This is a genomic window from Oerskovia sp. NPDC056781, assembly GCF_042789955.1.
In the GTDB taxonomy this organism is placed as follows: domain Bacteria; phylum Actinomycetota; class Actinomycetes; order Actinomycetales; family Cellulomonadaceae; genus Oerskovia; species Oerskovia rustica.
Window position 1 is genome coordinate 1 of sequence record NZ_JBHUAD010000345.1, and the last position, 2,919, is coordinate 2,919.

General features: G+C 72.1%; 5 protein-coding genes. 2 read left to right on the forward strand and 3 right to left on the reverse strand.

The window, feature by feature from the left end:
* The coding region (locus ACFRCR_RS18110; RefSeq protein WP_377679530.1) for a lytic polysaccharide monooxygenase auxiliary activity family 9 protein at window positions 1–740 on the reverse strand (740 nt) is incomplete at its 3' end.
* A gap of 431 nt (window positions 741–1,171) precedes the next feature.
* Here ACFRCR_RS18110 and ACFRCR_RS18115 point away from each other — a divergent pair.
* Window positions 1,172–1,738: a flavodoxin domain-containing protein gene (locus tag ACFRCR_RS18115; protein ID WP_191796804.1), complete on the forward strand. Its 567-nt coding sequence runs from the start codon at window positions 1,172–1,174 to the stop codon at window positions 1,736–1,738.
* 178 nt (window positions 1,739–1,916) lie between these two features.
* Window positions 1,917–2,258 (forward strand): YciI family protein, encoded by a 342-nt coding sequence (locus ACFRCR_RS18120; RefSeq protein ID WP_377679532.1) that lies wholly within the window; start codon window positions 1,917–1,919, stop codon window positions 2,256–2,258.
* A gap of 54 nt (window positions 2,259–2,312) precedes the next feature.
* Here ACFRCR_RS18120 and ACFRCR_RS18125 read toward each other — a convergent pair whose 3' ends face one another.
* Both ACFRCR_RS18125 and ACFRCR_RS18130 read right to left on the reverse strand, forming a co-directional pair.
* On the reverse strand, window positions 2,313–2,720 hold the full coding sequence (locus ACFRCR_RS18125; protein WP_377679534.1) for a GntR family transcriptional regulator: 408 nt from the start codon (window positions 2,718–2,720) through the stop codon (window positions 2,313–2,315).
* Window positions 2,717–2,919 (reverse strand): hypothetical protein (locus ACFRCR_RS18130; RefSeq protein ID WP_377679535.1); only part of this gene is annotated, 203 nt, incomplete at its 5' end. The genes ACFRCR_RS18130 and ACFRCR_RS18125, both read right to left, overlap by 4 nt.

The window sequence follows — 2,919 nt, forward strand, 5'->3', positions numbered from 1 at the left end:
CCGCCCGTGGTGCCGCCCGTGGTGCCGCCGGTCGTGCCGCCCGTGGTGCCGCCCGTGGTGCCGCCGGTGGTGCCGCCCGTGGTGCCGCCCGTGGTGCCGCCGGTCGTGCCGCCCGTGGTGCCGCCCGTGGTGCCGCCGGTCGTGCCGCCCGTGGTGCCGCCCGTGGTGCCGCCGGTCGTGCCGCCCGTGGTGCCGCCCGTGGTCCCGCCGGTCTCGCCGCCGGTCGTGCCACCCGTCGTGCCGCCTCCGGTGACGGTGAGGTCGACGCAGTTGTAGAAGGCCATCGGGGTGTCAGCGACGTTCCAGCGAGCGAGGACCGTGTGGTCCCCGGCAGGCAGGTTGGTCAGCGTGTGGGAGATGTCCTTCGCGGGCTGCGCGCCGCCCGAGCTGAAGGTCTGGTGCAGCTTGCCGTCGACGAAGTACTCCCACGTCGTCGTGGCGTGGTTGGCCGTGAGCTTCCACTGGAACTTCACGGAGGAGGCGACGGTGGTGCGCGGCCAGGGCTTGCTGTTGTCGTCGAGGATGGCGTAGCCGCTGCCACCCGAACACTGCATGGAGCCCTTGGCGGCCTCGACGCTCTGCGGCTCGAACTTGATGCTGCCGCAGTCGAAGGACGTCGCGCCGGTGGCGCAGTTGTCCTGACGGCTCGGCGGGGAGGTGACCCAGCCGTGCGCGGAGGCGGCGGGGGCCAGCACCACGGGGGCAACAATGGCGGTGGCGCCGAGCACGGCGGCGATCATTGCCGCACGTAGTCGTCTCATCTGCATCTCGCTTTCGTTGTGGTGGACGGCGAGACACAAGGCCTCGGGTCCACCTCGACCAGAACGCTGCGACGCTAAGCCAGAGGTCGTTGAGTCTTCAAACAGCGCTGCGGCGTAAGGGGAAACACGTATGTGTGCGAAGCGGGTCCGCGAATCGGCGTCCTGGTGCGCCTGGTGAGCGCCGCCGTCGGGCAGATGAGAAGCAGGTGAGAGGGCGCTCGCCCCGAATCGTGTGGAGAACACCTAGTGGGACAGATCGGTCCATAACACGCCTGGTCGCCCCTGCGCTCGTCGAACGCTCGCTCGGTGCGTCCGAGGCCCTCGCCCACCCGGGCCCGGGGGACGAAGGTCCCACCTCCCAGGGACCGTCGTCCGTGGTCCCGAGAGCCGTCCTCAGGGACGCTGAGAGCATGTCGAACCACGAAGAGAACCTGACTGCTGCCGTCGTCTTCGAGTCGATGTTCGGAAACTGTGAGAGGGTCGCCCGGCAGATCGCGGCCGGCATGGCGACCGGTGTGCCGGTGAAGGTCGTGGACGTCGCGGACGCGGTCGCCGACCCGTCGATCCTGGACGACGTCGCGCTCGTGGTCGCCGGTGGTCCCACGCACTCCATGTCGATGAGCCGTCCGGGCACCCGGGCCGAGGCCGTCCAGCGTTCGGGCGGGACGGTACCTGCGCGCAACGTCGGCCTGCGCGAGTGGTGCGTCGCGCTCCAGGACCGCTCGGACGAGCACGGCCCCCGGTGGGTCACGACGTTCGACACCCGTACCGCGCTCGGTCGGGCCATCCCTTCGTCCGCCTCCCGTGCTGCCGCGCGCATCATCACGCGCAAGGGCTACGAGATGCTCGTGCCGCTCCGTTCGTTCCTCGTCGAGGACGCGGCCGGCCCCCTGGTCGACGGCCACCTCGAGGAGGCGTACGTGTGGGGCGAGAAGATCGCCGCGGCGTTGCGCGCGCAGGTTCCGGTCGCCGTCTGAGACGGTGTGCGGACGGTCGTCCGCAGCTGAGCACGGACGGGGAAGACGGGCTCAGCCGCGGTGGTCTCGCCGCTGTCCGACCATGCCGCGTCCCCGGTCGGGGACGCGGCATCGTCGTGCCGGCAGCGCCCGCTTCGGCGAGGATGGTTCCTTGGAACCAGGCTGAGGAGACGACGCGATGACGAAGTACCTGATCTCGTTCCCGAGCGGCGCCATGGACGTCTCCGCGGAGGACCTGCCCGCGGTCTCGGACGCGTCCCACGCGGTCGTGGAGGAGGCGAAGCGTGCGGGCGTCTGGGTGTTCGGCGGGGGGATCGACGAGAGTGTCCCGCCCGTCCTGGTCGACGGCGACGGCACCGTGACCGTGGGAACCTACCCGCAGACGAGGCAGATCGAGGGCGGCTACACGGTCCTCGAGGTGCCCTCGCGCGCGGAGGCGCTCCGGTGGGCCGCGAAGATCGCGGTCGCCTGCCGGTGCGCGCAGGAGGTGCGGGAGTTCCAGTTCGACCCCGCCAGCTGACGGGGTCGCCCACGCGCTCGGCCGCAGCGGACGCACGGCGCGCACGCCGTCGGGTCAGTGCTGCACGTGCGTGCTGGGCGCGTCGACCGGCTGCTGCAGGAGGCCCGTGACGACGTCGAGGATCGCGGAGTCGTCCAGCCCGAGCTCGCGGCCGCGGGCGACCATCTGCGTCGCGAGGTCGGCGAACGACCGCTGGTCCGCGACCGACGACCGCCGGTGCGCGGGGGCCGTGACGACCGTCCCCGTCCGTGGGCGGGACGAGACGGCGCCCGCGGCCTCGAGCTCCCGGTAGGCCCGCTGCACCGTGCCGACCGCGACCCCCAGGTCCCGGGCGAGGTCGCGTGACGAGGGCAGCCGGTCGCCCGGGTTCAGCGTCCCCAACGACACGAGCGCCGCGACCTGGGTCCTGATCTGCTCGTAGACGGGGACGGGGGAGTCCAGGTCGACCGTGAGGGTCTTCATGCCTGAGGAGCGGGCGTCGCGGCCGACGTCCCCGTCACGGAGGGCGTCCCGGGCGCGGCGGGAAGGGCTTGTCGGGCGAGCACCGAGAGCCCGACGACGACCGACGTGATGCCGATCGCGGACCCGACGGCGAACGCGAGGACCGCGGCTCCCGTCCGGTCGGCACCGAACAGGGCGAGGGCCGCCGTGAGCATCACGG

What these genes read in the sequence shown, in the direction of transcription:
- ACFRCR_RS18115 (WP_191796804.1), top strand. Translation starts at nt 1,172, where the DNA reads ATGTCGAACCACGAAGAGAACCTGACTGCTGCCGTCGTCTTCGAGTCG.
- ACFRCR_RS18120 (WP_377679532.1), top strand. Translation starts at nt 1,917, where the DNA reads ATGACGAAGTACCTGATCTCGTTCCCGAGCGGCGCCATGGACGTCTCC.
- ACFRCR_RS18125 (WP_377679534.1), bottom strand. Translation starts at nt 2,720, where the DNA reads ATGAAGACCCTCACGGTCGACCTGGACTCCCCCGTCCCCGTCTACGAG.